Genomic DNA, 26,332 nt, shown 5'->3' with positions numbered 1-26,332 from the left:
CAGCAACAATACTTGTCGTTTCAGCCTGTCGGGTGGATGGTGGGGCGCGGAACCGACGAGGGAGTGGACATGGACGACAGGTACGACGTGGTGGTGGTCGGTGGCGGGGCCGCCGGCCTGGCCGGGGCGGCGACGCTGGCCCGGGCGCGTCGCTCGGTGCTGGTGGTGGACGCCGGTGAGCCGCGTAACGCCCCGGCGGCCGGGGTGCACAACTACCTCGGGCGGGAGGGGACGCCGCCGGGGCAGCTGATGGCGGTGGGCCGGGACGAGGTGACCGGCTACGGCGGGCGGATCGTCGCCGGGCGGGTCGATGCCGTCGACCGCGACGGCGACGGGTTCGTGCTCACCGTCGACGGCCGGCGGGGCGTGCGGGCGCGGCGGCTGCTGGTCACCACCGGCCTGGTCGACGAGCTGCCGCCGGTGCCCGGGTTGACCCAGCGGTGGGGCCGTGACGTGCTGCACTGCCCGTACTGTCACGGGTGGGAGGCGCGCGACCGGCGGATCGGGGTGCTGGCCACCGGCCCGCTCGCCGCGCACCAGGCCCGGCTGTGGCGGCAGTGGAGCGCCGAGGTGGTGCTTCTGCCGCACCAGGAGTCGGAACCCGACCCCGAGGAGGCCGAGCGGCTGGCCGCCCGGGAGGTGGCCGTGGTGCCCGGTCCGGTCGTCGGGTTGACCGTCGAGGCCGACCGGCTGACCGGTGTGCGGCTGGCCTCGGGTCAGCACGTCGCTCTCGACGTGCTGGTGGTGGCCGCCCAGATGACCGCGCGGTCGGCGTTGCTGGAGTCGTTGGGGTTGGCGCCGGTGGACGTGGAGATGCTCGGTCACGTGGTCGGTCGGCAGGTGCCGGCCGAGGCGTCGGGTGCCACCTCGGTGCCGGGGGTGTGGGTGGCCGGCAACGTCGCGGACGTGTCCGCGCAGGTGATCCGGGCGGCCGGGGCCGGGATGATGGCCGGGGCGGCGATCAACGCGGAGCTGGTCGAGGAGGACACCCGGGAGGCGGTGGCGCGGCATCGGCGCCAGCGGGAGGAGATGTTCACCGAGGCCGCGTGGGAGCAGCGCTACCAGGCCCGGCCGGCGGTGTGGAGCGGGCGACCCAACCCGCAGTTGGTGGCCGAGGTGGCCGGGTTGACGCCGGGTCGGGCCCTGGATGTGGGCAGTGGTGAGGGGGCCGACGCGGTGTGGCTGGCCGAACAGGGCTGGCGGGTCACCGGCGTGGACATCTCGGCGACCGCGTTGGGGCGGGCCGCCGAGCACGCCCGGGCCGCCGGTGGGCAGGTCGCCGAGCGCATCGAGTGGGTCCACGCCGACCTGCTGCGGTCCGGGCTGGACGAGGCGGCGTACGACCTGGTGTCGGCGCAGTTCATGCAGTTGCCGCCGCAGCCACGGCGGGAGCTGTACGCGCGGCTGGCCGCCGCGGTGGCCCCGGGTGGGCGGCTGCTGATCGTCGGGCATCACCCGTGGGATTTGCATTCGACGGCGCATCGCATGCACTTCCCGGAGATGATGTTCACCGCCGAGCAGGTCGCCGACCAGTTGGATCCGGAGCACTTCGAGGTGTTGGTGGCTCAGGCCCGGCCGCGCACGATCGTGGACCCGCAGGGGCACGACGCCGTCGTGCACGACGCGGTGTTGCTGGCCCGTCGGCGGTGAGTGGGCCGGTCAGTCGCGGCCGATGCGGGCGAAGTCCTCGGCGGTGGTGATGCCGCGCGGGAAACGGGTGACGAAATCCAGCACCCCGACCCAGGTGGGGCGCAGTGCGATGCGGGCCATCACCAGGCCGGGGCCGTCGAGTTCGGCGCGGATCGCCGCGACGGCCTGCTCGCCGCCGTAGCGGTGGTGTGCGGCCAGGTACTCCGGCGCGATGCCGTCGACGTCGGTGACGGTCACCGGGCCGCGGAGCAGCAGTACCAGCGGCGGTGGACCGGCCGCGTCGATGGTGACGGCGACCTGGGGTCGGGCCCGCAGGTGGGCGATCTTGCGGGCACCCCCGAAGGTGCAGAAGACCACCTCGTCGTCGGTGGCGTGGAACATCATCGGCAACACCCGGGGCGTGCCGTCGGGGGCCACGTAGGCGACCCGGGCGAGTTCGGTGGAGGCCAGTAGTTGACGGGCCACCGGATGGTCGAGCAGGCGTGGGTCACCCTGGGGCAGGGTGGCGTCGGTGCCGCTGTCCACGGCGTCTCCCTCCGTAGCGATCACTCCTAACCTAGGAGTAGCCGCTGCGGGGTGGCAAGCATCACACCGGCTAGGCTGGGCGGGTGAGGCCCTACGACGACCGGTGCGGTGTGGCCCGGGCACTGACGGTGATCGGTGAACGGTGGGCGCTGCTGGTCGTCCGGGAGTTGCTGCTGGGCCCGAAACGCTACGCCGACCTCACCCGTGGCCTGCCCGGCATCAGTCAGAACGTGCTCGCGCAGCGGCTGCGTGACCTGGAGGCCGCCGGGCTGCTCGTCCGGCGTAGCCTCGGCCCGCCGGTCAGTGCCCGGGTCTACCAGCTGACCGACCGGGGTCACCAGCTCGACGAGGTGTTGCTGGCGTTGGGCCGCTGGGGCAGCCGGCAGCCCGAACCGGCCGTCGGCGGGTTGAGCGCCGACGCGCTGATGCTCGCCCTGCGCACCATGTACGACCCGCACCGGGCGGCCGGGCTGCGCACCCGGGTCGGGTTGACCGTCGGCGTGGACCGGTTCGTCGCCGAGGTCGCACCCGCCGGGCTGACCGTCAGCCGGGACACCGACGGCCCCTGCCCGACGGTCATCGACGTCGACGTCGACACCCTGCCCGAGGTGGTGTTCGGCGGGCGGGCACCGGCCGACGCCGAGGCCGCCGGGGCACTGCGGATCACCGGCGACCGGATGGCCGCCCATCGCTTCCTGGGCAGCTTCACCCGCCCTGCGGGCGGCGACACGGACGCCACCTCCGGCCGGGTAGCCTTCGGCGCGTGACCGCGCCCGATTCGCCCGTGACGACCGTGGAACCCGGCCACACGGCCACCCCGCCGCACCACCACGCGCCGAGCCGGCGCCCGGTGCGCCTGCCGGCGGCCGTGGCCATGGCGGTGACCGCCGGGTTGGCACTGCTACTGGCCTTCCCGCCGTACGGGTGGTGGCCGCTGGCCCCGGTGGGCGTGGCCCTGCTGGCGGCGGCGACGCACCGGCGGCGGTTGCGGGCCGGTGCCGGTCTGGGGTTCCTGACCGGTCTGGCCCTGTTCGCGCCGTTGCTGGCGTGGACGAACCTGCACACCGGTTACCTGCCGTGGGTGCTGCTGTCGTTGTTGCAGGCCGGCTACCTGGCGTTGTTGGGGTTGGCCACGGCATGGGTGTCACCGTTGGCCGACCGTTTCCCGGTGGCCTGGCCGGCGCTGACCGGCGTGCTGTGGGTCGGGCAGGAGGCGCTGCGCGACCGGACCCCGTTCGGCGGGTTCCCGTGGGGGCGGCTCGCGTTCGGTCAGGACGGCTCGCCGTTGCTGCGGTTGGCCGCCGTCGGCGGTGCCCCGCTGGTGACGTTCGCGGTGGCGCTGGCCGGCGGGCTGCTCGTCGCCGGGGTGTGGTGGCTGGCCCGGGCCCGACGTCAGGGCACCGAGCCCCGGTGGTGGGTGCCGGCCGCCGGCGCCGGCGCGGCCGTCGTCCTGCTGTTCACCGGTGGGTTGATGGTGCCGCTGGCGGCGCCCGGCTCCGGTGCCAGCGTGACGGTGGCCATCGTGCAGGGCAACGTGCCCCGGCTGGGACTGGACTTCAACGCCCAACGGCAGGCGGTGCTCGACAACCACGTCAACGCGACGATCGAACTGGCCGGCGAGGTCACCGCCGGCCGGCGGGAGCAACCCGACCTGGTGGTGTGGCCGGAGAACGCCAGCGACATCGACCCGCTGCGCAACCCGGCCGCCGGGGCCCGGATCTCGGCCGCCGCGGACGCCATCGGCGTACCGATCCTGGTCGGTGCGGTGCTCGCCGGGCCCGGCCAGGGGCAGGTGCGCAACGCGGGGCTGCTGTGGCGTCCGGGTAGCGGACCGGACCTGGAGCAGCTGTACATCAAACGTCATCCGGTGCCGTTCGCGGAGTACGTGCCACTGCGCAACATCGCCCGGATGGTGAGCAAGCAGGTCGACCGGGTACGCGCCGACTTCGTCGCCGGCACCGAGCCGGGGGTGGTGCGTACCCCGGCGGCGGTGCTCGGCGACGTGATCTGTTTCGAGGTCGCCTACGACGGGTTGGTCCGCGACACGGTGATCGGTGGGGCGCAACTGCTGGTGGTGCAGACCAACAACGCCACCTTCGACGTCGCCGAGGCCCGCCAGCAGCTGGCCATGGTGCGGTTGCGGGCCGTCGAGCACGGCCGGCCCGCGTTGATGGCCTCCACGGTCGGTGTGTCCGGGTTCGTCGACCCCGACGGGCGGGTAAGCGATGCGACCGGGTTCAACACCCGCGCGGTCGTGGTACGGCAGCTGCGCCTGACCGAGGGACGCACGCTGGCGACCCGGCTCGGCATGCTGCCGGAGGTGCTGCTGGCCGGGCTGGCCGTGGCCGCGCTGGCCGGCGCGGCCGTGCTGCGGCGCCGGACGGGCGACCGGCCCGACTAGACCCGCGGGCCGGTACGAGGGAGGCAGCGGTGGTGCAGGAAACCGACATCCGCCCGGCGGTGACCGGGGTACCGGGGGTGGGCCGGGTACTGGTGGTCATCCCCACCTACAACGAGGCCGACAACGTCTCGACGATCGTGACGCGGGTGCGGCGGGCCGCGCCGCAGGTGGAGGTGCTGGTCGCCGACGACAACAGCCCCGACGGCACCGGCGGCATCGCCGAGGACCTGGCCCGCGCCGACGGGCGGATCCACGTGCTGCACCGGCAGGGCAAGCAGGGCCTCGGCGCGGCCTACCTGGCCGGGTTCGCGTGGGCCCGGCGGCGGGGCTTCGACGCGGTGGTGGAGATGGACGCCGACGGTTCGCACGCCCCGGAGGACCTGCCCGCCCTGCTGGCCGCCGCCGCCGACGCCGACGTGGTGATCGGATCGCGGTGGACGCGCGGCGCCCGGGTGGTCAACTGGCCGCTGCGGCGGCTGCTGCTGTCGCGCTGCGGCAACCTGTACGCGCGGCTGGCGTTGGGTATGCCGGTCGCCGACGCCACCGGCGGCTACCGGGTCTACCGGTCGAGGGTGCTGGACATGCTGGACCTGGACTCGGTGTGCTCGCAGGGCTACTCGTTCCAGGTGGAGTTGTCCCGGTTGGCGCATCGGGCTGGTGCCCGGATCGTGGAGGTGCCGATCACGTTCGCGGAACGGGAACGTGGTGACAGCAAGATGAGCCCGTTGATCGTGGCCGAGGCGCTGTGGCGGATCACCGGCTGGGCGGTCCAGGACCGGCGTTCGGCGGTGCGCCGCGGGTGGCGGGCGGCCACGGCGGGGCAGGCGCGGTGGCCGTGAGCCGGGTCGTGTCATGCTGGAGGTACGCAGACGGCTGCGCCATATCGGCCAGCCGCGTACGATGACACGCCATGCGGCGGATGGGGTGATATGCGCCGGTCACTACGGTTCGTGCCGTTAGCCCTGCTGGTTTCCGTGGTCGTCGAGCTGGCCGTGTTCGTGCTGGTGGGCCGGGCGATCGGCTTCGGCGCGGCGACACTGATGGTGTTCGCGGCCTCCCTGCTCGGCATGGTGCTGCTGCGGCGTGAGGGGATCCGCGCCTGGCGGGGGTTCCGGGACGCCGCGCAGTCCGGCCGGCCACCGGGCGCGCAGGTCACCGACGGGCTGGTGGGTCTGCTCGGTGCGCTGCTGCTGGCGACCCCCGGCCTGGTCAGTGGCCTGGTGGGGTTGGTGCTGCTGGTGCCGCCGGTGCGCGCACTGGCGCGCGGCGGGATGCAGCGGGCCACCGAGCGCCGGGTGTCGTCGATGGCCGCCGGTGACCTGTTCGGGCCGCGCCGGGTGCGGGTGTACCGGGGTGCGTCGCAACAGCCGGCCGACGCCCCCCGTCCCGAGCCGGCGGGCCCCGCCGGCCAGCAGCAGCCGGCCGGTCCGCCGCTGGCGGACGACGGCCGAGCCATCGAAGGCGAGATCGTGGAACCCCGCTAGGTCCTGTCTCGCGGATCTTCCGCGGATCTTGGTACGGAGCCCCCGTGAGGGCCGTCTCGAACCAAGATCCGCGAGACAGAACAACGACGACGGCGCCCCTCGGAGATCCTTCTCCTGGGGGCGCCGTCGTCGGTGTGTCAGGCGCGACCGCGGCGGGTGCGAACCTCCTGCAGCCGCTCGGCGAGGATGTCCTCCAGCTCGGCGATCGAACGCCGCTCCAGCAGCATGTCCCAGTGGGTACGCGGCGGCTTGGCCTTCTTCTGCTCCGGCTCGGTGCCGTCGACCAGCCGGGCCACGCTGCCGTCGAACTTGCATTCCCAGGTGGTGGGCACCTCGGCGTCGACGGCGAACGGCACCTCGAACTGGTGGCCCTTGGCGCACAGGTACTCGCGGGTCTGCCGCGGCGCGAGCTCCGTGTTGCGATCGGATTCGTAGCTGACCGCGCCCAGTCGGCTACCGCGCAGCATACGCTCGCCCATGATCGACTTCCCCTCTTCGGTGGTGCTGGTCCTGTCGGTGTAACGGTCCGCCACTGTCGGGCCATTCCCGCGACCGCGCCTCGACGGCCCGCTACCGCGGATGCGTAGTCAAGGGTAGCCGGCCATGGCGTACGCCCGGCGGGGTCTGCCCCGGCCGGGTCGTTCCGGCGGACCGCCGCCGTCAGCGGAAATGGTAGCCCGGTGGGCTGCCCCGCGGGCGATGCGGTCGGTGACGCGCCGAGGTGGTCGCGTTCCGCGCCGCCGACCGTCCTCAGCCGGCCCGGGTCAGCGCGGTGGCCAGCTCCGCGACCTGACCGGCGAGCTGACCCACCCGCTGGCGGGCGTCGTCGCGGTCGGCCTCGGCCGCGTCCAACCGCCGGGTCAGCTGCGCCGCCCGACCGTCGGCGGCCGTTGCCGCCTCCCGTGCGGCGGCCAGGTCGGCGCGCAGGGTGTGCACCTCGGTGACGGTGGCGGCCAGGTCGGCGCGCAGCGAATCGGTGTCGGCGATGGCGGCGGCCAGGTCGAGGCTGGCCTGACGGGCCGTGGCCTGCGCCCGCTGTCGTTCCGCATCGGCGTGCGCCCGCGCCTGCTCGACCCGCTCGACCTCGGCGCGGGCCTCGGTGAGCTGCCCGGTCAGCTGCTCGGCCTCGGTACGGGTCTGGGTGAGTTCGGCCCGCAGCTGCGTCAGCTCCGCCCCGGACCGCGCCAGCTCGGCCCGCAGCTGCTCGATCCGTGCCGTGGCCTCGGTGGTGGCCTGGTCGGCGCGGTGCGCGGCGGCGCGGGCGGTGTCCCGTTCGGCGACCAGCGCGGCGGCCTGCCGCCGCTCGGCGTCCAGGTCGGCCCGCACCGCGGCCAACTGCGTGCGGGCGGTGTCCCGGTCGGCTTCGGCCTGCGCCCGCAGCGCCTCGGCGGCGGCCGTGGCCCGCCGGGCGTCGTCGCGGCCCACCTGCGCCTGCTCGGCCCGCGCCTCGGCCGCCGCCGCCTGCGCGGTGGCCCGCTCGGCGTCGTCGCGGGCCTCGTCGCGTTCCGCCACGGCCAGCTGCGCCTGCCGGCGGTCCCGTTCGGCCCGGGCGGTGGCGTCCTCGGCCGCCCGCAACGCCTCGTCCCGTTCGGTCTGCGCCGCCGCGACGGCACCGGCGGTTTCCGCCCGCACCTGGGCCAGCTGCCGTTCCACACCCGCCGGGGACAGCTCCGCGTGCAGGGCCTCGGTCAGCGTCTGCACGACCTGGTCGAGCCGATCCACCGCCTCCCAGGTGCGGGCCACCTGGCCGGGCAGCCCGGGGGCGTTGCGGTGGCGCATCCGGCTGTTGCGGGAGGCCCGCTGGCAGGCGCCGTCGTTGTCCCGGCAGTACCGGAACGGCCGACCCGCGCCGGCCCGTTGTGGCACGTCGCGTCCGCAGTGGGCGCAGGGGCGGGTGTCGGTGTCGGGCTCGGCGTCCATCGAACGGGAAGTCTAGTGGCCGCCCGATCACCGGCCCGGGCTGGACGTGCTGTCCCGCACCGTCAGCCGCGGTGGCAGCAGCGTGACCTCCGGCACCAGTTCGTCGTGCAGTTTGCGCATCACCAGGGACACCGCCTGCCGGCCGATCTCCTCGGCGGGCACCGGCACACAGGTGAGCCGGGGACTGGCATGTTCGGCGAACTGGTCCGGGCAGACCGCCACCACCGACACGTCCCGTGGCACCCGGCGGCCCAACGCGGACAGTGCCGCCTGCATCGGCCCGACCGCCGCTTCGTTCTGCACGATCAGCGCCGAGATGTCGGGATGCCGGGCGAACAGCCCGACCACCCGCCGGTGGACGTCGGCGGCGTTCTCCTCGCAGGGCAGGGCGACCACGTCGACGCCGTGCCGGGCCGCCGCCTCGATCACCCCGGCGCGGGTGCGGTGGGCGAACCCGGTGCCCCGTTCGTAGACGGCGGCCGGGGCACCGAGCAGCGCGAGACGCCGGTGACCGAGGCCCGCCAGGTGTTCCACGCAGAGCTGACCCGCCCGGTGGAAGTCCAGGTCCACACAGGTCAGCTGGCGGGTGTCGGTGGGCAGGCCGATGAGTACGCTGGGGCGGCCCAGCTCCCGCAGCAGCGGGACCCGCACGTCGTGCAGTTCCACGTCCATCACCAGCACCCCGTCGACCAGGGCACCGGCGGCGATGCGGCGCAGCCCTGCCGGGCCCTCGTCGGAGGTGAGCAGCAGCACGTCGTGGTCGTGGCCCCGGGCCGAGGTCACCACGGCCGTGGCGAACTGCATCACCACCGGCACCTGGATGCCCGACCGGAGCGGCAGCACCAACGCGATCACGTTGGCCCGGCGGCTGGCCAGGGCCCGGGCCCCGGCGTTCGGGTGGTAGCCGAGCAGCCGGATGCTGGCCAGCACCCGGCTGCGGGTCAGCTCGGAGATGGCGCGTTTGCCGCTGAGCACGTACGACACGGTGCTCACCGCCACACCGGCGTGCCGGGCCACGTCGGCGATGGTCGGCTGACCGGACGCGACCCGTCCACGCCGGGTCACCGGGCTCCGCTCGCGCTGGGCTGCCGTGACGAGGTCGGCACCGCCTCGCCGCGTACGGCCACGGCGCCGATCAGCCGGACATCGGTGGCGGAGCGGCCGACCAGCACGGTGTGGGTGGCGTCCTCCACCACCTGGCCACCCCGCTCGCTGTCCCACCAGCCCAACTCGGCGGTCCGCAGCCGGAGGGTGACCGTCCGGCACTCGCCGGGGCCCAGGGTGACCCGGGTGAAGTCACGCAGCTGCCGCAGCGGCTGCTTGACCCGGGACCGGCGCTGCCGGGTGTACAGCTGCACCACTTCCTCGCCGGCCCGGGTGCCGCTGTTGGTGAGCTCCACGCTCACCTCGATCTCCGTACCGGCGGTGACCGTCGCCGCGCTCAGGCGCAGGTTCGCGTAGTCGAAGCGGGTGTAGGACAGCCCGTGCCCGAACGGGTACAGCGGCTCACCCCGGTAGTACAGGTAGGTGGAGTCGGCGCCGATCACGTCGTAGTCGAGCAGGTCGGGCAGTTCGGCGGCGTCGGCGTACCAGGTCTGGGTGAGCCGGCCACCCGGCTCGGCGACGCCGAGCAGCACGTCGGCCAGCGCGTTGCCGTGTTCCTGCCCACCGTGCGCGGACCACAGCACCGCCGGCAGGTGCTCCCGCGCCCAGCCGACCGCGTACGGGTAGCTGCTGGTCAGGACCAGCACCGTACGCGGATTGGCGGCGTGTACGGCCCGCAGCAACGCCTCCTGCCGGGCCGGCAGGGCCAGGTCGACGCGGTCCTCGGTTTCGCGTCCGTTGACCATCGGATGGTTGCCCAGCGCCACCACCGCCACGTCGGCGGCGGCGGCCAGTGCGGCGGCCTCGGCCGCGCCGTCCCCGCCGAGTTCGATACCGAAGGCGGTGGCCGCCTGCGGCCCGTCACCGTCGACCCGCAGCCGCCCGTCGGCGTCCACGGTGACGTACCGGTCGGTTGCCAGGTGCCGCAGCAGCGCGGTGCCGCCGGGCAGCGGGTCGAACTGGAAGGTTTCCCGCACCACCCAACCGCCCGGCCCGCGACGGTCGTTGACCAGCAGGCCGTCGTCGTCGGCGCCGACGTGCCGGCCGTTGCCGACGGCCCGTAGCGCCACCGTGTCCCGCCCCCAGTCGAACACGTCGAACCAGGCGGCCTCGGCGCCGAGGGTCAGCGGGCCGCCGTCGGTGCTGTTCGGGCAGCTGACGTACTGCTCGTCGACCCGCAGCGCGATCCGGTCGGTGCCCGGATGGGTGGTGACCTGCGGCAGTCGCGTGGCCAGCGCGTCGCGCAGGGTCACCGCGTACGGCAGGGTGCCGCTGTACCAGTCCTCGTACACCGCGTCGGCGAGCGGGCCGAGCACGGCGATGCGCGGCGGCGACGCGAGGGGGAGCAGCCCGTCGTTGCCCAGCAGCACGACGGACTGGCGGGTGGCCTCCCGGGCCAACTCGCGATGCTCCGGGCAGTTCACCACGTCGGCGGTGATCGTGGCGTACGGGTCGGTCTCCGGTGGGTCCAGGTCACCCAGGCGCAGCCGGAGGGTGAGCGCCCGGCGGACCGCCCGGTCCACGTCGGACACGCTGATCAGCCCACGGCGCAGCGCCTCGGCCAGACGCCGCCGGGTGGGACCGCTGTCGGCGGCGTCCTCGGTGAAACTGTCGATCCCGGCGCGCAGGGCGGCGGCGAACCCGCTGACCTGGTCGGGCAGGTGACCCTGCACGCCGGCGAGGTTGCCCACCGCGTCCGCGTCCCCGACGACCAGCACCTCGCCCGGCGCCCACCGGCGCAACTCGTCCTCGATCAGCGGGCTCAGGTGCGCGGGCACCCCGTCGACCAGGTTGTAGGAGGCCATCGCGGCGACCGCCGCGCCAGCGGCGATGGGGGCACGGAACGCCGGTAGTTCGTACTCGTGCAGCACCCGTGGCGGCAGGTCGCTGGAGGTGGTGGCCCGGTCGGTCTCGTTGTTGTAGCCGAGGAAGTGTTTGACCGTGGGGGCGGTACGCAGCCGTTGCGGGTGGTCGCCGCGCAGCCCTTCGGCGTACGCGGTGGCCAGCCGGCCGGTCAGCCACGGATCCTCGGACCAGCCCTCCTCGTTGCGCCCCCAGCGGGGATCCCGCAGGGGGTTGACCACCGGTGCCCACACGTTGAGGCCGACCTGGTGCGGGTCGGCGTGGTGCTTGGCGCGTACCTCGTCGCCGGCGGCGGCACCGACGGCCCGCACCAGCTCGGGGTTCCAGCTGCTGGCCAGTCCGATCGCCTGAGGGAAGACGGTGGCCGGGCCGAGCCAGGCGACACCGTGCAGCGCCTCGGTGCCGGTACGGAAACCGGGCAGGCCGAGCCGGGGTACCGGCGCCTGCCACTGGTGCAGCAGGCCGATCTTCTCCGGCAGGGTCAGCTGGGCGACCAGGGCGTCGACGCGTTCCTGGTGGGAGGGCATGGTGCGGTCGGTCATGGTGGTTCGCCTTCCAGTGCCCGGCGCGCCGAAGGTCGAAGCGCTTCGACGACGGATGGCCGAGCGGCATCGCAGGTCAGGGTGGGATGACGGTCGTCGGCCCGGACGCTGGCGAAGCGCTTCGACAAACCGTGGAAAGCGAGCCGCCCCGGGTGCCCGAACGGAGCGGCTCGCTTCGAGGTTGGCACCCGCGACGGGCCCGGTCAATACTCGGCGCCGGGCCCGTCGGCCGGCTACCGCTCGGCTCAGCGGGCCGGTAGGCGTCCGGCCTCGACGGTGGCCAGCGCGGCGGTGGCACCGCCCAGCGCCGCTGCGGTGTCCAGGATGGAGGCGTCCAACCGGCAGCCACCGGCACCCGGGGCGTGCGCCCGCGCGGCCAGCCCGGACCGGGCCGCCGGCAACAGCCAGGGCGCCAACGTGGCGAGGTGGTCGCCCAACACCACCGCCTCCGGGTTGAGCAGGTCGACCAGGACGGCCACCCCCCGCCCGAGGTGCCGGCCGGTCTCGGCCAACCCGCTCAGCACGGCCGGGTCGTCCTGTCGGGCCAGCGCCACGATCCGCTGCAACTCCGGCAGGTAGTCGGTGACCGGGCCGTCGGCCTCGACGTCGGGCAGCAGCCGGCGTACCACGGCGGGTAGCCCGACCAGGGCGGTCAGGCAGCCCCGGCTGCCGCAGAAGCAGTCCGGGCCGGCCGGGTCGAGGCAGAGATGGCCGATCTCGCCGGCGAAACCGCGCCCGCCGCGCAGCAGTCGGCCGGCCGCGATGATGCCCGCGCCGACGGCGATGCCGCCGGTCAGGTGCACCAGGTCGGCGGTGCCCGCGTAGCCGCCGTGGCGTTGCTCGGCGAGGGCGGCGAGGTTGGCGACGGTGTCGACACCGACGGCGAAGGTCGGTTCCCGCAGCGCCGCGCGGAGCTCGGTGGCGACGGGAACCTCCTGCCAGCCGAGGGCGGTGGCCAACGGCACCGCCCCGGCGGCGTCGACCAGCCCGGGCACGCCGACGGTGAGACCCAGCACGGTGCGGCCCTGCGCGGTGACCCGCCCGATCGCCCGGCGGGCCAGCGCGGCCAGCGCGCGTAGCGTCTCGGTGGGGGAGACCGTGCCGGCGGCGAAGGCCCGCCGCCAGGTCAGCAGGCGGTTACCGCCCAGGTCGATGGCGACCGCCACCAGTTCGTCGGCGCCGATCTGTAGGCCCAGGGCGGCGTACGGCTCGCCGTCGAGCACGAGCATGGTCGCCGGCCGGCCGACCCGGTTCTCGGTCAGCCCGATCTCGCGGATCAGCCGCTGCTCGATCAGCTCGCTGACCAGGCTGGAGACGGTGGCCTTGTTCAGGCCGGTGTGGGCGGCGATGTCCGCCCGGGAGCAGGGGGCGTGCAGGCGTACGTGTCGCAACACCACCGCCCGGTTGGCGACCCGCACGTCACCGAGGTCGGTCGGCTGCGGCTCGTTGTGGATGCTGATCACGATCTGCCCGCTCCCTGCGCCGTGTCGCGGCGCGCGTCCATCATCGCGTACCGCCGTGGCGGAGCCGGGCACGCCCGCCGGCCTCGCTGGCACTTCCGCCCGGGGGACGGATCGTCGCCGATCGGTCTATTCGATTGGAAACCCAACTAATACTAGTCGGGGGGCCCGGTGCCGCAAACTCGCGGCCGGTGCCCCGACGCGCGCCGCGCCCGGCTCCGTCCAGACCCGGCGCGACGCGCGCCGGTCAGTCCTCGTCGGGGAACAGCCCCGCGAAGGACCCGACGGTCACCGCCGCACCGTTCAGCAGTGACCGGCCCGGCCGGTGGTCGTCACCGACCCCGGCGAGGACCAGTTGCCCCACCCGCAACGGTCCTCGGGTCCGGACCCGCAACTGGGGGCCGTCACGGATCGCCTCGATACTGGTGTCGCCGTTGACGTCGTGCACCACGGTGGTGCCGTCGACGGCTCCCCAACTGACCAGGGTCACCTCGGGGAACGGGCCGTCGCCGACGGTGGCGCCCGGCGCGACCAGCGGCAGCAACGCGCCCCGGCGCACGTACAGCGGGATCCGGGCCAGCGGCACGGTGACCCGCAGGTGCTGCCCACCCGCGTACCGCTGGCCGGTCGCCGCGTCGATCCAGTCGTCGCCGGTCGGCAGGTAGACGTCGCGGCGCCCGGCGGGGTCGACCACCGGTGCGACCAGGAGGTCGGTGCCGAGCCGGTACTGCAGGTCGCTGGTCCAGGCCGTCGGGTCGTCCGGGGTGTCGACCAGCAGGGCGCGCATCATCGGCGTGCCGGTACGCGCGGCGTGTACCGCGGCCGACCACAGGTACGGCATCAGCCGGTAGCGCAGGCGCAGCGCGGCCACCGCGTGGCGCTGCGCCGACGCGGGGAAGTCCCACGGCAACCGGCTGCTGGTGCCGTGCAGCCGCACCAGCGGCGACAGCGCACCGAACTGTGACCAGCGGACGTACAGGTCGGGGTCGGGGGTGCCGTGGAAGCCGCCGGTGTCGTGGCTCCAGAAGGGCACCCCGGACAGGCCGTGCGACAGGCCGCCCCGCAGGGTGCTGGCCAGCGCCGGCCAGGTGGCGTTGACGTCGCCGCTCCACTGCGCGCTGTGCCGCTGCCCACCCAGGTACGACGAGCGGGCCCACACCGTACGATGCCCGGCCACCTCCTCGGTGACCTGGGCTACCACGTCGTTGAACAGCAGGGCGTACACGTTGTGCAGTTCGACGCCGGTCATCCCGTTGTGCGCCACCGCGTCGGCCGGCACCCCCTCGGCGAAGTCGGTCTTGAACACCGCCACGCCCTGTTCCAGCAGGGGGCGCAGCAGCCGGCTGAACCACTGCACGGCGTGCGGGTTGGTGAGGTCCAGGATGGCGCTGGCCGGGTAGTTGCCGTGCCACACGTCGGCGACGTACGTGCTGCCGTCGGGTCGGCGCAGGAAGTAGCCGGCCCGCTCTGCCTCGTCGTAGAGCGGGCTCGCCGTCATCAGGTACGGGTTCATCCAGAGGCAGACCCGGAAACCCTGCTCGGCGAGGGTGCGCAGCATCCCGGCCGGGTCGGGGAACGCCTCGGCGTTCCAACGCAGATCCGACCAGGTGCCGGCCACCTGCCAGTAGCAGTCCAGGTGCAGCACGTCGCAGGGGATGTCGCGCTGCCGGATCCGGCGGGCGCGGTCGAGCACCCGCTGCTGGCTGTCCGGATAGAAGCCGGAGGAGATCCAGGTGCCGAACGCCCAACGGGGCGGCAGGTACGGCCGGCCGGTGAGCGAGTCGAGACGGTCCAGCACCTCGGCGGGGCTGGGCCCGGCCAGGACGTAGTAGTCCAGCAGGTCGTCGGGGACCAGGATCTGCACCGCACTGTGGGTGGACTGGCAGACGTCGAACTGCACCGGCAGCCCACTGTCGACCAGCACCCCGTAGCCCCGGTTGGACAGGTAGAACGGCACGTTCTTGTGGGACCGGTCGGACTCGCTGCCGAAGGCGTCGAAGTTCCACATCAGGGCCCGTTGGCCGCGCTTGTCCAGCGGGGTGAACTTCTCGCCGAAGCCGACGAAACGCTCGTCGCCCGGCGCGACGAAGCTCTCGTGCCAGGCCACGCGCATGCCGTCGGCGGTGGACCGGCCGAACGGCAGGGTGCGCTGGCGGCCACTGATGTCGACGGTGCCCGCGTCCTGTTCGACGAGCAGGGAACCGTCGGGGCGCCGGAACCGGATCCGCCACGGGTCGAGTTGGATCTCGGCGGCCAGTGCGCCGGCGCTGACCCGTACGTACCGGTCGTAGGTGCTGACCGTGGCCGGGTGATTCGGCGGGTGGACCAGCGTCACGGCGCGGGCCGAGCGGCTGCGGGCCTGGGGCTCGTCGGCGAGACGTACCCGGATCACGCCGTGGCCGGCCGCGTCGATCCGTACCACCGTGGTCGCGCCGTCGGTCAGGGTGACCGTGAAGGCCGCGCCCTGCGGGTCGGTGCCGGCCAACTCGGCCCGGACCACCGTGGCCGGGGCGTCGCCGTCGGGGCCCCGCATCGGCAGGTCGGGCGGGTCGGCGACGAAGGTCTCGTACGGCACCAACGGCGGTCGGTACGGCATCGGTGTCTCCTCGACGGCGGCTCAGGCGGTGCCGACAGTTTCTTTAACTCCCCAACGAACTGTCAATGAAAAGCATCGATTGCGAAAGTATCGGTCCTGTTTGACATGGGCAAAGCCAATCCCTAGTTTGGACGCATCTCAAACTAAATGGACGGGTGGGTGGCATGTTCAGCGACGGCCGACTCTGCTTCGGCGGTGACTACAACCCGGAGCAGTGGCCGGCGCGGGTGTGGGCCGAGGACGTCGCGTTGATGCGTCAGGCCCGCGTCAACCTGGTCACCGTCGGCGTGTTCGCCTGGTCCCGCCTGGAACCGGCGCCCGGCCGGTACACCTTCGACTGGCTCGACCAGGTACTCGACCTGCTGCACGCCGGGGGCATCCGAGTCGCGCTGGCCACCCCGACGGCCTCCCCACCGCCCTGGTTCTCCTCGGCCCACCCGGGCGCGCTGCCGGTCACCGCCGACGGTGTCCGGCTGCACCACGGCAGCCGGGACACCTACTGTGCCGCCGCACCCGCCTACCGTACGGCCGCCCTGCGCATCGCCGCCGCCCTCGCCGACCGGTACGCCCACCACCCGGCGCTCGCCCTCTGGCACGTGCACAACGAGTACGGCACCAGCTGCCACTGCGAACACACCGCCCGGGCGTTCCGCCGCTGGCTGGCCGAACGGCACGGCGACCTGGCCGCCCTCAACGACGCCTGGGTCACCAGTTTCTGGAGCCAGCACTACTCCGACTGGGCGCAGATCACCACCCCCCGAGCCACCCAGTACCTGGCCAACCCCGGCCAACTGCTGGACTTCCGCCGCTTCTGGTCGGACACCCTGCTGGCCGCGTACGCCGAGCAGCGCGACCTGCTGCGCGCCGCGAACCCGGCCATCCCGATCACCACCAACTACGTGCTCGGCGACTGGGTGCCGGTCGACCACGCCCGCTGGGCCGCCGAGGTGGACCTGGTCGCCGTCGACCACTACCCGTACGCGGTCGACATCGGCGCCGAGGAACAGACCGCCCTGGTCGGCGACCTGGCCCGGGGCTGGGCCCGGCACGCCGCCGCCCGCCGCCGCGCACCCGAACCGGTCACCGCCGCACACCGACCCGGCCCGGAGCCGGTCGCCGCCCACCGGTCCGCCACCATCCCATCCGCGGCGACACCGTCCTGGCTGCTGATGGAGAGCGCACCCAACCAGATCCACACCGCCGGACGGATGCACACCAAGGAACCAGGGCGGATGATCCGGCACAGCCTGGCCCACGTCGCCCGGGGCTCGCGCGGCGCGATGTTCTTCCAGTGGCGGGCCCCGGCCGGCGGTGCCGAACGCTTCCACTCCGCGCTGCTGCCACACGCCGGCCCGGACACCCGGGTCTTCCGGGAGGCGACCGAACTCGGCGCCGCGCTGGAACGGCTCACCGAGATCGACGGAAGCGTCGAGGCCACCGTGGCGCTCGCCATGGACGCCCCGAGCGGCTGGGCGTTGCGTCACCCGGGTCTGCCCTCGGATCGACTCGACCACCCCCAGGAGGCCGCCGCCGCCCACCGGGCCCTCTGGCGCGCCGGCTACGGCTGCGACGTCGTGATGCCCGGCGACCCGCTCGCCGGCTACCGGTTGCTCGTCCTGCCCGCCCTCTACCTGACCAGCGACGCCACCGCGCAGTGGGTACGCGAGTACGTCAGTCGCGGCGGTCACCTGCTGGCCACCTACCTCAGCGGTGCCGCCGACGAGCACGCCCGGGTACGCCTCGGCGGCTATCCCGGCGCGCTGCGCGACCTGCTCGGCGTCTGGGCGGAGGAGTTCCACCCCCTGGCCGACGACGCCCACGTCCGGCTCACCGGCGGCGGGACCGGACGGATCTGGTCCGAGACGCTGCGGCTGACCGGGGCGCAGGTGGTCACCGCGTACGCCGGTGGGGTGCTCGACGGCCTGCCGGCGATCACCCGGCACCGGGTCGGCGCCGGCACGGCCTGGTATGTCTCCACCCGCCCGGACGACGAGACGTACCGCCGGTTGCTCGACCGCGCCGCCCGGGCCGCCGGCGCCCGCCCTGTCTGCCCCGACGCGCCCGCCGGTGTCGAGGCGGTCCGCCGCCGTGGCGACGGAAAGAGCTGGCTGTTCCTGTTCAACCACACCGACCGGCCGCAGCGGGTCCCGGCGCGGGGTGTCGAGCTGCTCACCGCGACCCCGGTCGACGAGGCGGTGACCCTACCCCCGGGCGGCGTCGCCGTACTCCGCGAGCACTGACCGGCCCGGTCAGGGGGTGGCGACCACCGCGCGGGAACGGTCGGCGGCGATGCGCACCGCCAGCGCCGCCAGCACCGTGCCCATCAACAGCCGCTGTACGCGCAGCCACAGCGGTCGCCGGCCGAGGAACCCGGCGATCCCGCCGGCGGTCAGCACGATCAACGCGTTCACCGTCAGCGCCACCGCGATCTGGGTCAGCCCGAGCAGCAGGCTCTGCACCGCCACGTTGCCTCGGGCGGGGTCGATGAACTGCGGTAGCAGCGACACGTACAGGATCGCGATCTTGGGGTTGAGCAGGTTGGTGACCAGTCCCATGGTGAACAGCCGGCGGTTCGGGTCCGGCGGCAGCGGCGCCGGGGTGAACGGCGACTGACCGCCCGGACGCATCGTCTGCCAGGCCAGCCACAACAGGTACGCCGCCCCGGCCAGCTTCACCACCGTGTACAGCGCCGGCACCAGCACGAACACGGTGGCGATCCCGGCCACCGCGGCGGCCAGGTAGACCGCGAAACCCGCCGCCACCCCGAGCAGCGACACCAAGCCGGCCCGCCGACCCTGGGTCACCGACCGCGACACCAGGTAGACCATGTTCGGTCCCGGCGTCAGCACCAGCCCCAGGGCGACAAGTGCGATTCCGACAATTCCGGCCGTGCTCACCATCGCCTGCCCCCGTTCCCACGTCCGGGCCGAGCCTAGACGGTGACTCGCCGGCCACGGTCCCCGGAATGCGGCCGGCTGCGGTGACGCTGTATACCGTGGGGGCACTTACGGTGAGTGTGGGAGGTGGCGCAGATGGACAGCTGGGAGGCATCGGTCGAGGCGCAGATCCGCTCGGCCCAGGAACGCGGCGAGTTCGACGACCTGCCGGGTGCCGGCAAACCGATCCCCGGTCGTGGTCTGCCCTACGACGAATCCTGGTGGATCAAGAGCTTCCTGGAGCGTGAGCAGGTGCCCAGCGACCTGCTGCTGCCCACCCCGCTGCTGCTGCGCCGCCGCATCGAGCGGCTGCCCGACGAGGTCCGCGACCTGCCCACCGAGCAGGCCGTGCGGGCCTGCGTCGCCGACCTGAACGCCGAGGTGATGGCCTGGCTGCGCAACCCGTCCGGCCCGAAGGTCGCGGTGCGCCCGGTCGACGCCGACGCCCTCGTCAGGCAGTGGCGGGCCGACCGGGCCACCGCCACCACCACCGCGCCGGTACCTGCCGCCGCCCCGCAGCGCAGGCGTCCGTCGATCTTCTTCCGCCGCCGCCGCGCCGCCTGACCCATCCGTGTCAGCCCGCACACCTCACCGTTGATGAGTCCGCTCGCGGAAGGACAGGTAGTCCGCGAGGCGGGCGGATCCGGTGAGCATCGCCCGGCCGCGGGCCGTGAGTCGATTCCGCCACTGATCGATCGACGCCGCCAGCGGGCCTGGCCCACCGGCGGCGTGCACCTGCTCGATCACGGCCGCGATGCGATCCAGCGGGTAACCGCCACGGCGCAGCAGATGGGCGAGTTCGGCGTCGCGCACGTCGTCGGGCGAGTAGGTCCGCCCGGTCCGTGACCGGGCCGGGGCCAGGATGCCGGCGCGTTCCCACTTGCGCAACGTGGCCGGGGTGACCCCGATCCGGTGCGCCAGGACACCGACCGAGACGGGCCCGCCTGGACCTGGTGTGGCCGGTGTGGAGGATGTCAGCACGACAGCCGCCGAGGCGACCCGGTCCACCGTCTCCCGGTCGCGTTGAAGCTGCACGTGGGCGCCGTCGAGGACAGCCAAGGCCGTCGGGATGTCGCCGCCGAGCACCGACCTCATGATCTCCCCGGCCGCGCGGTAGCCGTACCCCGCGACAAGCGCGACGTAGGTGTCCAGCGCGCCCGCATGGTCGTCGGTGTAGACCCGGTAACCGCTCGCCGTCCGCGCGGCGCACGGGATCACCCCGGCCTGCTCGTAGTTGCGGACCGCCTGCGCGGACAGCCCGTGCGCCCGCGCCAGATCCACCGGCCGGTACACCATGGTTTGAGACTTCACCGGATCCTTCTTCGGTGATTCGGCGTCAAAGTTTCAACCGCTGGTTCAACGATACGGTTGAGGTCATGCTTTTCGACACCGAGTTGCAGTCCCTCATCGCCGCACGCCGGCCGCAGCTGCTCGCGATCGGCGAGCCCTACCACGGCGAGCCGGCGTTCCCTCGCCTGCGCAACCGGATCCTCGAAACCCTTGCCCGGTACGGCTTCCGGTCGATCGCGATCGAGTCGGACCGGGCCGCCGGCCTCGCCGTCGACGACTACGTGCAGGGCCGGCGCGACGAGGTGGACCTGACCGCCGGCATCAGTCACGGCTGGGGCACACACCCCGCCAACCGCGAACTGGTCGACTGGCTGCGCGCCCACAACGACAAGCTGCCGCCCGGCGAGCGCATCGCCTTCCACGGCTTCGACGCGCCCACCGAGATCACCGGCGCTCCCAGCCCTGGGCCGTTTCTGCGTGAGCTGCGCGAGTATCTCGGAGTACCAGCGCTCGACCTGGACCGCCTGGTCGGCGACGAGGGACGCTGGACCGCGCCGGAAATCATGTACGACGCGACGCGGTCTCCCGGCCGGTCGCCGGAGGCTGCCGCGCTGCGCGGCCTCGCCGAAGATCTCCGAACGCAGGTGTACGCCGAGGCGCCCCGCCTGATCAGAGACACCGGCCCGGAGTCCTGGAACCGAGCCAGGGTGCTCGCCACCACGGCCATCGGCCTGCTCGCCTACCATGCCGCGATGGCCGAACCGGGCAGTCAGCGGATCGGCCGCCTGCTCGCCGTACGTGACGCGCTGATGGCGCAGAATCTGCTCGACATCCTCGCTGTCGAGCGGGACCGGGGACCGGTCCTGGTCTTCGCCCACAACACCCACCTGCAGCGGCAGCCGAGCCGGTGGGCCACCCACTGGGAGGGCCAGGATCTGGCGGCGGAGTGGAACGGCGCCGGTTCGATCGTGTCGCCACTGCTCCGGGAAAGGTACGTGTACGTGGCCGGCAGTCTCGGGGCGAGCGGGCCGGTCGGCCTGGGGCAACCGGAGCCCGGCACCTACGAGGAACGGCTCGGCCCGGAGACCGGGATCTTCCCACCTCCGGTTGGTGGCAATCTCCGCGAACGCGCGGTGGACCTGCTGGGGTACTTCCCGCTGGACACCGGCACGATCGAGAGTTGTGACGCGATCCTGCACATCGGCTCCGAGCCTGGGGCGGCAGACGCGGCCCGGATCACCGGCCTTCCCGGGGTGACCGAGACCCGGATCCCGCCGGGCTCCGACATGCCGCCCTACACCTGGGGCGACCGGTTCTTCTTCGCCGGCGAGGATCGCATGCGGCCGTTCGCCACGATCGTGTTGCACGACGTCCCGGACTTCGACGAGCGGTCCCGCCTGTCCGAGCCCGGACGGTACCGACTCAACATCGAGGTGGGGCGTGCCGAGTTCCGGAACCTGTTCGGCTACGGCCCGGAGGAGTTCGCCGCGCACCGCGACGGGCTCGACTTCGCGGAGACGGACCGTCTGATGCCGCATCCGGCCTACGCCGTGCAGGGCTGGGCAAGCGTGGTCAACCCGGGCCCGGCCACCGCGGAAGAGGTGGCGCGGCTGGTGGTACTGGCGCGTTCCCGCAGCGCGGATCGCGAGCACCGCAGCAGTCCGCGCCCGAGCATCGCGCCCTGACCGACCACCGCGATGCTCGCCACGCCACACCAGGCCCGGATTAACGTATTGCATTACCCGGTAATCCGATAATTGATCGCCACAAAGCGGGCATACCGTGCACGCATCATAATGACTGTTAAGGTGCGTAAGTACTTACGCTGGTGTAGTCGTGGCCGACGTCGGCCTGATGGCGATCAGGACGACGAACGTCCGTACGTCGCGCGGGCCTCGGCGACCTCTGCGGCCTGACGCTCACGCCAGCGCTGCTGGGCCTGCCGGTTGCAGGTCCGGCAGTTGCGCCGGAGGCGGCCCGTCGCGGAGTCGATCTCCCGGTCGTGGCCGTTGCGGCACCGTGGGCGTTGGGTGCGTTCGCGACAGTTGTCCGCATGGGTGAGCTGGCGCAGGTGGGCAGGCTCGATGCAGTCCGGCGTACCGCAGTCGTGGTGCACCTCAAGGGCAGGGTCGTAACCGCCGACGAAGACCACGTACGCCGCGATGTGTGCCCAGGCCCGGCCCGCCAGTTTCTGGTACCCGCCACGCCGGCTGCCGTAGCCGCGTACGACGAGGCATCCGTTGTCGGCGCGCGTCGAGCGGCTCAGCAGGTACGCCCGGAGGGTCTCCTCGGTGAAGTGTCGCGACAGGCCGTTGATCTGGGACAGCACCGGGTCAGGGTACGGCTCGGGGGTGGGTGCCGCCGCCCGCTGACCGCTGCCAGCGCACGGTGACCTCGAACTGGCCCTGCACCCCGGTCCGGGCGATCACGGCGTTCGCCTCCGCGGTCAACTGCACCCCGAACTTGATCTCGACCTCGTCCGGCCGGTGCGGCATCGACTGGAACTGGGCGAGTGCGGCGGAGGCGGCGTCGCGTACCTCCGCCAGCGCCCGGTCGAACGTCACCTGCGCCTCGCGGACGGTCTTGCCGGCGTTGGCGGCCGGCGTCACGCCCGGCCTGCCGTCGACCTCCACCACCACCGAGCCGCCACCGTCGAGGGGGAACCTGCGTAGTTCGGTCATCGTTCACGTCCCTTGTCACTCGGTCGAGGGGGCGGCCGGATCGCAGCCCAGGTCCATCCACTCGTCGCGCGGCACCGCCCGGCTGACCGCGTCGAGTTCGGTCAGCAGCGCGTCGATCCGGTCGGGCTGTTCGAGATAGACCAGCACCGCCCGTTCGAAGGCGGCGGCCATCGCCGCCGGCATCAGGTCCGACCCGTCCCGGCACAGCGTTCCGGTGCCGAGGCGGGCGGTCATCTTGGCGATGATCGGATCGGCGTCGGTACCGACCGGTCCACGTCGGTTGAAGTACAGGCCACCGCTGGACTCGTGCCAGATCCGCTGCGCCTCCTCCGAGGCCAGATAGGCCATCAGCGTCCGCGCCGGCGCGGTGTCCCGGAACATCGCCGCAACGTCGTCGGACACCTCCTGTAGCGAAGCGGTGTCCGCCTGGCCGATCGGTGGCGTGGCAAAGAAGTCGAATGCTCCCGGGGTGACCTCCGGCAGGGACAGGTAGTGCCGGACGGTGAAGGAGCCCTGATGGTCCAGGTAGCAACCAGACTCCTGGCGGAACAGACCTGACCCCGCCTCCGTCCAGGTGGAGAAGAGCGCGGCCCGCGCCGTGGCCCGCGACGTCGCGGACGTCCCCAGCAACTCACCCCAGGTGTGCCAGGCGTCGCGGACCTGTTTCGAGGTCCAGTCCAGCTCGCCTCGGGTCCACTGCTCGTAGGTCCGCTGCCCGGACTGGTGCAGCAGGATGTCCTCGATCCAGTCCGTGCCCGGCCAGCCGGAGACCGGTGGAGAACTCATCCCCAGACACCACGGCACTCCGTTTCTGGCCTCGATGCCCCGGGTCAGGGCGAGCAGTTCCGGCCAGGTCTTCGGGGGCGGCTCGCCGACGTCGGCGAGCCGGCCGGGTGGATACCAGAACACGCTCTTGAGGTGCGTGGCGATGGCGACCGCGTAGACGTGTTTCGGGCCCGCCCCGCTGCCGAGGCGGATCAACTGCGCGGCGGCACCCGCGTCGTCGGTCAGTTGGGCGATGCCGTCCAGCGGTCGCAGCGCGTCCTGGTTGACGTACCGTTGCAGGTCGTTGAGGCGGGGCACGATCGCCACGTCGGGTGGGCGTTGCCGTTCGATGCCGGCCTGGAGCACCTGACTGACGTCCCGGTGGCCCTGGTAGTCGGCGCGGATGCCGGTCTCTGCCTCGAATCCGTCGAGCACCGCGCGGAAGATGACCTCCTCCTCGCCGGTCCAGGAGCCGAGGACGGTGACCTGCCCGGCCGGCTCGGCGGCGGAACATCCGATCAGGCCGGTGCCGGCCAGCATCAGCGTGAGCATGGCCAGTGCGATTCTGCGGTGGGTCATGGCGTCCGGTGTCCGTACTCGGCCAGGCGGGGCTGTAATCCCGCGAGCACCAGCACCGCGATGCCGAGGGCCAGCACCGGCAGGACGAACTCCACCAGGCGGCTGTCGGCCGCCCGGTCAGCGTGGGCCATCGTGTCCGCCTCCAGGTTCGGCGACCGCTGCGGTGTCGACTCCGCTGCGGGACGGGCTTCGCCGTCGAGCGCCGCGATCAGGGTTTCGCACCCGCGCGGGCACTCGTCGCCCACTTCGACCGCGAGCCGCGCGGCGGCCTCGGCACGCACCTGGTGCAGCTGTTGTTGTCGGATCTGCTGGACGGACTCGACGTGCTGCCCGACCCGATCCAGGTGCGTGGCCGCCTGCAGGCTCAGCGAGGTCAACACCACCATCGCCACCATGGCCAGCGTCGCCAGCAGGAGCGGGACGTTCACCACCCGCCGGAACCGACGCAACAGGTACACCTGTGCCAGCACCAGCAGCGTGCCGAGGGCGACCAACGGCAGCAGCCAGGCGATCGGGGTGACCGGTTTCGTCCAGCCCGCGTCCACCTGCTCCTTCAGCACGTCCAGCTGCTTCTGCCGCAGCGCGTCGAGCAGGACGAGGATGTCGTCCAACAGGCTCGTCGCGTCGCGCAGCGCGGCGGCACCGAGCGCCCGCAGGCTCGCGTCCCGGTACCGCGCATCGGCCTGCCCGATCAGGCCGGTGTAGGTGACCAGCAGCGCCTCGACCGTCTGGATGTCGCGGGTGCCGTCGTCGCCGGCCGCGTTGTTCTCGGCCACCAGCGTCAGGTACTGGCCGGCACCGGCGATCTGGCGCTGGTACTCCACCCCCGGCCCGCCCAGCACCGTCGCGCCGTCGGCGAGGTTGCGTACCGCCGCGGCGTGCGCGCTGCGCAGCGCGTGCTGCGCGTCGTGGACGGCGAGAATCGCCGGCACGGACCGGGTGGCGGCCGCGTCGGCCGTGCGCGCCACGCCGAGGAAGACGGTCAGGCAGCCCGCCAGGGCCAGGGCCGTGGCGACGAGCAGGGCCGAGCGCAGGCGCAACAGGGTACGGCGGGTGGTGCTGACGCGGCGCGGGCTGGCCGCCATCACGTACCCGCCCGTCCGCTGGTGCCGGCGGCATCCAGTTCGGCGCCGCACCGCTCGCAGTATCCGGCGTCGCCCGGCGACGAGGCGCCACAGGCGCCGCAGAGCCGGTCCACTTCCGTCGGTCCCTGCTGCGCGGGTGGGGTCGGGCGGTCGGGGTGCAGGGTCTGGCTCGACATGACGGAGCTGACGTTCACATCGATCCGGCTGAGGTTCGGTTTCAGCCGCACCACGCCAGTGGGCTCGATGTCCACCAGGTGCCGCAGTTGCACCAGCGCCGACTCGTCCTGCGCGGCGGTGGCCAGCTCGACCGCCCGGGCCCACTGGGCGTGGGCTTCGATCCGGTCGCCCTGGTCGTACGCGTCGCAGCCGGCGTTGATGGCCCGGCGGACCTCCTCCTGCCCCAGCACCTGGGAGACCTCGACGTCGAGGCGAGCGGACTTGACCAGGTCGTCGGTCCAGTTCACCAGCACGGCGGCGGTGTCGGCGGTCACCTGCCCCGCCACCACCAGATCGACTCGGGCGGCCAGTCGATCCTCGTCCTGGACGCTGTCCGGCGCGGTGACGTCGAGGCGGAGGTGGAAGTCGCGGCGTTCCGCCCCCCACGACCCGGTGGTGAACTCCACCGTCCGCTCGTCGACCTCGTCCGCGTACTCGGTGAGGTCGGCGAGGGTGGGTCTGGCCTGCTTGAGCAGGCCCACCCGGGCGAACGGCAGAGTCCGCACCCGGATCCGTACGTCGGGTTGCAACTTGGCCAGGGCGCCGTGGATCGTCTCGCGGAAGCCCGCCTCCAACTCGGCTGGCTGACGTACCGCCTCGGCGGTGCCGCTCAGCACGGTGGCGATCCGGGTCAGGTCGCGGGGACGCCAGCCGTCACCGACGCCCCGGGTGTCGCAGACGAACCGGCCGACGCAGGTACGCAGGACCCGGTCCAGGTCCTCCGGGCCCTCGTGCTGGTTGATGCCGTCGGTGAGCAGCAGGACGTGGCAGAGCGCCGACGGCTGGGTCGGCAGCAGGTCCCGCGCGGCGGCCAGCCAACTGCCCATCGCCGTTCCGCCGCCGGCGCTGAGCCGGGCGACCATCGCCTTGGCCCGCGTGCGGTTTTCCGCCGACGCGGCCGCCAGCCCGGGCTCCGCCGGATAGATCACCCGGGCCCGTTCCGTTCCTTCCACCACGGCGAACCGGACCCCGTCGGGCAGCGCGTCGATGGCGGCGGCGGTGGCCCGGCGCGCCGCCGCGATCTTGGTCGGTGGATCGGCCATCGACCCGGAACAGTCGATCACGAGCACCTCGGCCAGTCGGGACGGCTCCGCCTGGGGTGACCTGTCGTCCCCGTCGGTCTGCCGTCGGCCGGTGATGGAGACGATGGCGTGCATCTCGGTGCCGCCCACCGGCAGGTACCTGTTCTGGTTGACCTCCAGGCTGAACTCCAAGCCGGTGTCCACGTGTCACGC

The 26,332-nt window shown here is 73.1% G+C and carries 22 protein-coding genes; 8 read left to right on the top strand and 14 right to left on the bottom strand.

Annotated features, from left to right (window positions below):
- Positions 1–69: 69 nt before the first annotated feature.
- Positions 70–1,650 carry a bifunctional NAD(P)/FAD-dependent oxidoreductase/class I SAM-dependent methyltransferase gene (locus tag E0H26_RS01025; RefSeq protein WP_131299653.1) on the top strand — a complete coding sequence of 527 codons (1,581 nt, stop codon included), beginning with the start codon at positions 70–72 and terminating at the stop codon, positions 1,648–1,650.
- Between the two features lie 9 nt (positions 1,651–1,659).
- Here E0H26_RS01025 and E0H26_RS01020 read toward each other — a convergent pair whose 3' ends face one another.
- Positions 1,660–2,175: a pyridoxamine 5'-phosphate oxidase family protein gene (locus tag E0H26_RS01020; protein WP_131299650.1), complete on the bottom strand. Its 516-nt coding sequence runs from the start codon at positions 2,173–2,175 to the stop codon at positions 1,660–1,662.
- A gap of 83 nt (positions 2,176–2,258) precedes the next feature.
- Between E0H26_RS01020 and E0H26_RS01015 the strand changes: the two genes are divergently transcribed.
- The 4 genes from E0H26_RS01015 (at position 2,259) to E0H26_RS01000 (ending at position 6,060) form a co-directional block, all read left to right on the top strand.
- Positions 2,259–2,942 carry a winged helix-turn-helix transcriptional regulator gene (locus E0H26_RS01015; RefSeq protein ID WP_206024790.1) on the top strand — a complete coding sequence of 228 codons (684 nt, stop codon included), beginning with the start codon at positions 2,259–2,261 and terminating at the stop codon, positions 2,940–2,942.
- A 17-nt stretch (positions 2,943–2,959) separates the two neighbouring features.
- On the top strand, positions 2,960–4,576 hold the full coding sequence (gene lnt / locus E0H26_RS01010) for an apolipoprotein N-acyltransferase (protein WP_240741986.1): 1,617 nt from the start codon (positions 2,960–2,962) through the stop codon (positions 4,574–4,576).
- Positions 4,577–4,608: 32 nt separating this feature from the next.
- The gene (locus E0H26_RS01005; RefSeq protein WP_131300465.1) at positions 4,609–5,415 is read left to right on the top strand and encodes a polyprenol monophosphomannose synthase; all 807 of its coding nucleotides are present in this window, start codon (positions 4,609–4,611) and stop codon (positions 5,413–5,415) included.
- 90 nt (positions 5,416–5,505) lie between these two features.
- Positions 5,506–6,060: an FxsA family protein gene (locus E0H26_RS01000; RefSeq protein WP_131299647.1), complete on the top strand. Its 555-nt coding sequence runs from the start codon at positions 5,506–5,508 to the stop codon at positions 6,058–6,060.
- 137 nt (positions 6,061–6,197) lie between these two features.
- On the opposite strand, the gene E0H26_RS00995 is transcribed toward E0H26_RS01000, so the two are convergent.
- The 6 genes from E0H26_RS00995 to E0H26_RS00970 all read right to left on the bottom strand — a co-directional run bounded on the left by E0H26_RS00995 (position 6,198) and on the right by E0H26_RS00970 (position 15,545).
- Positions 6,198–6,539, bottom strand: coding sequence for an RNA polymerase-binding protein RbpA (locus tag E0H26_RS00995; protein WP_007070998.1), 342 nt, complete (start codon positions 6,537–6,539; stop codon positions 6,198–6,200).
- Between the two features lie 271 nt (positions 6,540–6,810).
- Positions 6,811–7,980 carry a coiled-coil domain-containing protein gene (locus E0H26_RS00990; protein WP_131299644.1) on the bottom strand — a complete coding sequence of 390 codons (1,170 nt, stop codon included), beginning with the start codon at positions 7,978–7,980 and terminating at the stop codon, positions 6,811–6,813.
- A 27-nt stretch (positions 7,981–8,007) separates the two neighbouring features.
- On the bottom strand, positions 8,008–9,045 hold the full coding sequence (locus tag E0H26_RS00985) for a LacI family DNA-binding transcriptional regulator (protein WP_131299641.1): 1,038 nt from the start codon (positions 9,043–9,045) through the stop codon (positions 8,008–8,010).
- Entirely contained in the window at positions 9,042–11,489 is a 2,448-nt protein-coding gene (locus E0H26_RS00980; RefSeq protein ID WP_131299638.1) for a beta-glucosidase family protein, read from the bottom strand. Before E0H26_RS00980 ends, E0H26_RS00985 begins: the two co-directional genes overlap by 4 nt.
- A 245-nt stretch (positions 11,490–11,734) precedes the next feature.
- The gene (locus E0H26_RS00975) at positions 11,735–12,952 is read right to left on the bottom strand and encodes an ROK family transcriptional regulator (RefSeq protein WP_131299636.1); all 1,218 of its coding nucleotides are present in this window, start codon (positions 12,950–12,952) and stop codon (positions 11,735–11,737) included.
- Positions 12,953–13,196: 244 nt separating this feature from the next.
- The gene (locus tag E0H26_RS00970; protein WP_131299633.1) at positions 13,197–15,545 is read right to left on the bottom strand and encodes a TIM-barrel domain-containing protein; all 2,349 of its coding nucleotides are present in this window, start codon (positions 15,543–15,545) and stop codon (positions 13,197–13,199) included.
- Positions 15,546–15,709: 164 nt separating this feature from the next.
- Here E0H26_RS00970 and E0H26_RS00965 point away from each other — a divergent pair, with 164 nt between their 5' ends.
- The gene (locus E0H26_RS00965; RefSeq protein WP_131299630.1) at positions 15,710–17,785 is read left to right on the top strand and encodes a beta-galactosidase; all 2,076 of its coding nucleotides are present in this window, start codon (positions 15,710–15,712) and stop codon (positions 17,783–17,785) included.
- Between the two features lie 9 nt (positions 17,786–17,794).
- On the opposite strand, the gene E0H26_RS00960 is transcribed toward E0H26_RS00965, so the two are convergent.
- Complete coding sequence (locus E0H26_RS00960) at positions 17,795–18,445, bottom strand: LysE family translocator (protein ID WP_131299627.1); 651 nt, start codon at positions 18,443–18,445, stop codon at positions 17,795–17,797.
- Positions 18,446–18,577: 132 nt separating this feature from the next.
- Here E0H26_RS00960 and E0H26_RS00955 point away from each other — a divergent pair, with 132 nt between their 5' ends.
- Positions 18,578–19,045: a DnaJ family domain-containing protein gene (locus tag E0H26_RS00955; RefSeq protein WP_131299624.1), complete on the top strand. Its 468-nt coding sequence runs from the start codon at positions 18,578–18,580 to the stop codon at positions 19,043–19,045.
- 24 nt (positions 19,046–19,069) lie between these two features.
- Here the strand turns inward: E0H26_RS00955 and E0H26_RS00950 are convergent, their stop codons facing one another.
- Positions 19,070–19,774 carry a MerR family transcriptional regulator gene (locus E0H26_RS00950; protein ID WP_131300463.1) on the bottom strand — a complete coding sequence of 235 codons (705 nt, stop codon included), beginning with the start codon at positions 19,772–19,774 and terminating at the stop codon, positions 19,070–19,072.
- Between the two features lie 83 nt (positions 19,775–19,857).
- Between E0H26_RS00950 and E0H26_RS00945 the strand changes: the two genes are divergently transcribed.
- Entirely contained in the window at positions 19,858–21,456 is a 1,599-nt protein-coding gene (locus E0H26_RS00945; RefSeq protein WP_131299622.1) for a DUF6194 family protein, read from the top strand.
- Between the two features lie 176 nt (positions 21,457–21,632).
- On the opposite strand, the gene E0H26_RS00940 is transcribed toward E0H26_RS00945, so the two are convergent.
- The 5 genes from E0H26_RS00940 to E0H26_RS00920 are packed head-to-tail and all read right to left on the bottom strand — an operon-like array spanning position 21,633 to position 26,323.
- Entirely contained in the window at positions 21,633–22,100 is a 468-nt protein-coding gene (locus E0H26_RS00940) for an HNH endonuclease (RefSeq protein ID WP_131299619.1), read from the bottom strand.
- Between the two features lie 4 nt (positions 22,101–22,104).
- Positions 22,105–22,452 (bottom strand): CU044_2847 family protein, encoded by a 348-nt coding sequence (locus E0H26_RS00935; RefSeq protein WP_131299616.1) that lies wholly within the window; start codon positions 22,450–22,452, stop codon positions 22,105–22,107.
- A 15-nt stretch (positions 22,453–22,467) separates the two neighbouring features.
- Positions 22,468–23,796 carry an ABC transporter substrate-binding protein gene (locus tag E0H26_RS00930; protein WP_131299613.1) on the bottom strand — a complete coding sequence of 443 codons (1,329 nt, stop codon included), beginning with the start codon at positions 23,794–23,796 and terminating at the stop codon, positions 22,468–22,470.
- The gene (locus tag E0H26_RS00925; RefSeq protein WP_131299610.1) at positions 23,793–24,881 is read right to left on the bottom strand and encodes a hypothetical protein; all 1,089 of its coding nucleotides are present in this window, start codon (positions 24,879–24,881) and stop codon (positions 23,793–23,795) included. Before E0H26_RS00925 ends, E0H26_RS00930 begins: the two co-directional genes overlap by 4 nt.
- Positions 24,881–26,323, bottom strand: a complete 1,443-nt coding sequence (locus E0H26_RS00920) for a VWA domain-containing protein (protein ID WP_131299607.1) — start codon at positions 26,321–26,323, stop codon at positions 24,881–24,883. Before E0H26_RS00920 ends, E0H26_RS00925 begins: the two co-directional genes overlap by 1 nt.
- Positions 26,324–26,332 lie beyond the last annotated feature (9 nt).

This window comes from Micromonospora zingiberis, assembly GCF_004331455.1.
Taxonomy (GTDB): domain Bacteria; phylum Actinomycetota; class Actinomycetes; order Mycobacteriales; family Micromonosporaceae; genus Micromonospora; species Micromonospora zingiberis.
Note: the sequence above shows the minus strand (reverse complement) of the source record. Positions and strands in the feature narration are given on the sequence as shown.

Excerpts from the sequence above, each read along its gene's own strand:
- E0H26_RS00995 (WP_007070998.1), bottom strand. The coding sequence starts at position 6,539 with ATGGGCGAGCGTATGCTGCGCGGTAGCCGACTGGGCGCGGTCAGCTAC.
- E0H26_RS00925 (WP_131299610.1), bottom strand. The coding sequence starts at position 24,881 with ATGGCGGCCAGCCCGCGCCGCGTCAGCACCACCCGCCGTACCCTGTTG.
- E0H26_RS00980 (WP_131299638.1), bottom strand. The coding sequence starts at position 11,489 with ATGACCGACCGCACCATGCCCTCCCACCAGGAACGCGTCGACGCCCTG.
- E0H26_RS00945 (WP_131299622.1), top strand. The coding sequence starts at position 19,858 with ATGCTTTTCGACACCGAGTTGCAGTCCCTCATCGCCGCACGCCGGCCG.
- E0H26_RS01000 (WP_131299647.1), top strand. The coding sequence starts at position 5,506 with ATGCGCCGGTCACTACGGTTCGTGCCGTTAGCCCTGCTGGTTTCCGTG.
- E0H26_RS00930 (WP_131299613.1), bottom strand. The coding sequence starts at position 23,796 with ATGACCCACCGCAGAATCGCACTGGCCATGCTCACGCTGATGCTGGCC.
- E0H26_RS00990 (WP_131299644.1), bottom strand. The coding sequence starts at position 7,980 with ATGGACGCCGAGCCCGACACCGACACCCGCCCCTGCGCCCACTGCGGA.
- E0H26_RS00955 (WP_131299624.1), top strand. The coding sequence starts at position 18,578 with ATGGACAGCTGGGAGGCATCGGTCGAGGCGCAGATCCGCTCGGCCCAG.
- E0H26_RS00970 (WP_131299633.1), bottom strand. The coding sequence starts at position 15,545 with ATGCCGTACCGACCGCCGTTGGTGCCGTACGAGACCTTCGTCGCCGAC.
- E0H26_RS00935 (WP_131299616.1), bottom strand. The coding sequence starts at position 22,452 with ATGACCGAACTACGCAGGTTCCCCCTCGACGGTGGCGGCTCGGTGGTG.
- E0H26_RS00965 (WP_131299630.1), top strand. The coding sequence starts at position 15,710 with ATGTTCAGCGACGGCCGACTCTGCTTCGGCGGTGACTACAACCCGGAG.
- E0H26_RS01025 (WP_131299653.1), top strand. The coding sequence starts at position 70 with ATGGACGACAGGTACGACGTGGTGGTGGTCGGTGGCGGGGCCGCCGGC.
- E0H26_RS00960 (WP_131299627.1), bottom strand. The coding sequence starts at position 18,445 with ATGGTGAGCACGGCCGGAATTGTCGGAATCGCACTTGTCGCCCTGGGG.